At 40.5% G+C, this 3906-nt stretch carries 3 protein-coding genes and 1 pseudogene; all 4 read right to left on the reverse strand.

Going from position 1 to position 3906, the window contains the following annotated elements; translation table 11 throughout:
• The coding region (locus tag ACFILT_RS08705) for a transglycosylase SLT domain-containing protein (RefSeq protein WP_375678726.1) at nt 1-126 on the reverse strand (126 nt) is incomplete at its 3' end.
• On the reverse strand, nt 123-2189 hold the full coding sequence (locus ACFILT_RS08710) for a glycine zipper family protein (RefSeq protein ID WP_375678724.1): 2067 nt from the start codon (nt 2187-2189) through the stop codon (nt 123-125). The genes ACFILT_RS08710 and ACFILT_RS08705, both read right to left, overlap by 4 nt.
• Before the next feature lies 1 nt (nt 2190).
• A complete protein-coding gene (locus ACFILT_RS08715; protein ID WP_375679913.1) occupies nt 2191-3528 on the reverse strand; it encodes a hypothetical protein in 1338 nt (445 codons plus the stop codon).
• A gap of 62 nt (nt 3529-3590) precedes the next feature.
• Nucleotides 3591-3906, reverse strand: a pseudogene (locus tag ACFILT_RS08720) (hypothetical protein); the annotation flags it as partial.

Genomic DNA, 3906 nt, shown 5'->3' on the forward strand with positions numbered 1-3906 from the left:
ATTCCTTGCATTCGGATTGCCTCCACTTTCCACTTGCGCAACACGGTACAAATAACTCTCTGGCAAACCATAACGCGCTGCCGTTTGCCGTATCGCTTGATTAACAGAAGGACTAGAACGGGTCATTTCGCATACTCTATTGAAGCACTAGGACCTAACCCTTTTGCTACAGCTCTAGAAACAATCTTCAAGCCTTCATCCGTTATCACACCGGCTTTATGCCACTTCAAAGCACTTTGAATCAATTTGGCAATTTCATTGCGCTCCATTCCTTTAACGCCAAAAGTTGCTAACTTCGCTATACCGCGCTCTAGCTCTTGTCTTGCCCGTAGCGCCTCTGGAGCATTCGGGTGGAAAAATATGTTTCGTGCTAATTTAAAAGCTTGAGTGTGCATATCAGTAAGGTTTGGGAAACTAACTCCATCACGAATAGAAAACTCAGGAGCGCCTTCAAATTTGCTAAAACCTTCTTTTGCTGCATCAGAGTAGAACTTCTCCTGATCTACTGCCTTTTTAAAAGTAGAAAACCGTTCCGGTCCTATGGTCCTTTCAAGATTCTCAGACGCAAGATTTTGTTTTAAAAGTTTAGAAAATTCATTAATAGGGTCATCATTTTTTCTGAGTAAATCATCTAAGGCATCTCTCATACCCATCTGATAGGTATTATTTTGTTTTGTCCAATTCCCTTTAGAAAGATTTTCCTGAACTGCATCCCTTTCAAAACTCTTTTCAAGCTTTGTTCCAAAAGCTTGTCTACCTTCCTCAAAGCTATCTGCAAAGTTTTTGAATTTTGCTGCACTACCGCGTGCTGCTTTATAAGTAGGAGAGATTTCGTCCATTATTTTTACCAAATTTTGTTTGAGGACTTCGTATCCTAAAATCTTTTGGTTATCGCCATGTTTCTTACTTTTTTCGATTAAATCATCGAGAGACTGCTTAGTTTGATCTAATAACTCTATCGTAGGTTTATAGGTTATACTGCTAAATCTTCTATCATAAAACCTTCTAGGATTTATACTGAGAGGGTGTTCCTCTAAAGTATTGACAGCTTCTTTAAGAGCTTTTTGAAACCCTTTATTTTCAAAAAGTTTATTAAGAGCCGGATAATACTCTCGTCCTATCGGCGTTTGCCTTGCTTGTTCATAAAGATGATCATGCGCTTCTTTCCCTTGCCGTTTAAGTGTCCTGCTTAAAATATCTCTATGCTGGTATGGAACAATCGTCTGCTCCATCATATCATCAAGACGTTGAACAGAACCTCCCAATCTTTTCTCATGCGCTTGTTTCAAGAGATTATAAACATCTTCATTTGTTTTAGACGCATTCCACAAAGTCTGTCGTAGTTTTTCATTAATATCTGTCAAAAATACTTCCTGAGGTTCTGAGCTAAGACGTTCCGTGATCTTTTGGGGTTTATTATCGTAAAGTTGCTTGGCAACTTCTCTCAAAGCTTTATTTGAAACCTCTTTACGAGCAGGATTAAAATAATTCCTTACAAGTGGAGGCGATTTTAAAGCATTTCCTAAACTACGAACTGCCTTAGAAATACCTATACCTCCTAAAGCAGCAACCGGCGTCAAAACTGCCCCACCAACACCACCGGCTAATGCCGAATTCACCGTATCATTGTAACCTTTTCCTGCACCAGAACCATGTAAAGCTCCAGAACCTGCCCCAACAATAGCTCCCCTACCTAAACTTCCTAAAGTCGAGCCTGCTCGCAAAAAATTTAAAGCAGGGATCCCCAATGATGCTAATGTTGGTAAAATCGAACCAGCAATATAAGCACCAGAAGATAACCATGGATGTTTCTCTTCCAAGGCTTTTTGGTAAGCACGTTCCTTGGCTACTCTTCTATTATAAACCTCTTCTGCCTTTTTATCGCCGCTCCAATAATCCGTAAAACCTGCTTCATTGGCTGCTTGTATCTCATCACTATACCCTGCTGTCAAACCAGATATCCCATGACTCCTTAGTGCATCCGACCACGTAAGATCTTTATCATCAAATGAAAAATCATCTGCTGTAAATTTTGTATTAAATGAAGCCGTATCATCATCAACAAGAGGGGAATAAGGAATATAACCCGTTGTTGTTTTTCCTTGATTACCACGACTGTTCTTCACCGAAGACGTACCATCATTATCAGATACATCATCAACAATGCGAGAATAAGGAATATATGCCATTTTAAGCCCCTTTAACCCTTATCTTTCCATCTTCACCAATAAAGCGTGCACCGGAAGGCAATGCATCTTCCTCTTCTTTGCTGGTAACAAGTGGCAAAGCATTACGTCCTTGCTGTGGAGCTTTAGAATGCGGCTGTGAGGTAACCTTATCAACACTCTCTTGCGTTAATTCAATGCTGCTGTCTTCTAGCAATTTCAATACGTCTAATTTCATCTTAGTCAAAATCTGATGGATTTTTTTCAACCTAAACAAGAGCTCTTCATGACCCAAGTCGTACTTTATCTCTCCTAAATAGCTCTTTAAGATATCAAGCTCTCTTTCTGTAAGGTTACCAAAACCAGAAGCACCATTGCGTGAATACCGTCTCATCGTTTCTAAACGGTCAATACCTATACGGTTTTTAATGGAATCAAGCAGTGAACGCATATCACGGTGTTGAGGAACCTTAAAAGAAGCTTGCCAATCAGCAAGATTTCCCGTAGCCCAATCACCATTCTCTTCTATATAATTCATAAAACGTTCAATGTCATGGAGTGTATTACTACTGATAGCTTCACTATTTTTAAGATCTATTGTTTCTCGTAGGCGGTCCATTTCTTCTTTAGATCTAGCATCATAACCGCCGTTCACTTTTTGTAATAGAAAAGCATTCAATGCATCTTTATTCCCAGCCATGAACCGCGCCTCTTCTTCACTGTAGCCTTTAGATTTTAGGTATTCGACGGTTTGATTGACTTGTTCTCTTCGTTTATCACCTTCATTAAGATGCTTCACACCACTTGCAAGCGCATCCCACCCAGAACCGTCTGATGAAGATTCTGCCATACCTGCAAAAAGATCTTTGAGCTTCTGATACGCATCTGATTGAAAAAACTTATAAGTATTGGACTGTAAAAATTTCTCTGCATCTGTCAGTTCAGGAGTCGGTGTTGGGGAAGCGGGTGCTAATGGTTGCGTTTGTTCATTAACATAAGGTTTTAGTTCTTGTGGAGTACTCTCTAGTGCATTTGGCATGGGTGGATGTTGATCAAATCCAAGAGGCATTTCCGCTCTAGGAGCCGTATAGGGCATAAATGGTCCATATGGATTCAGACTATTCTGTAAATAGGGGTTGGATGGGGCTTGTGCTTCATTTATATTATCCAGAATACTCCCAATCGCCCCACCAATTACTAAAGGATTCTTCAGGTTTGGTTTCATTAATTGTCCCAATCCTTTCGCCCCTGTAACCATTTTTGGAGCTACTCTGGGATAAAGATACCTAAAAATATGAGGTCCATATCTCAATGCTGCCCCACCTGCTACCCCAGCAGCTAAGCCTAATAATGGAAATGCCATCACACTCTCCTACAAAACTATTCTTTAATTATTCTCCAGAGCTTTCTTTTGATTCATGTAATCTAAAAAAACTTGGATGCTCCTCCTGCCAACGCTGCTCCCATTGGACCACCTGCCATGTAACCAAAAGCCATCGGTGCTGCTTGAAGTGCTAAAGAACCTATAGCCCCTACATTTTTCCACGGATTATTGCCCTCTATCTTAGAGATTGTATGATTATTCGTCGTCGTGCCGTAATTCCTTGCAAAGCCATGACCGGCGTTCATAAGCATATTCAACCTATTCCAGCCGCTATTGTCTTGTTCCAGCCAACGTTCTCTATTGGCATCAACAAGGCGTTGATTGTAGTCATTAAGAACAGATGACCCCTGCAACATA

The organism is Bartonella sp. AP7XZML, from assembly GCF_042195745.1.
Lineage (GTDB): Bacteria > Pseudomonadota > Alphaproteobacteria > Rhizobiales > Rhizobiaceae > Bartonella.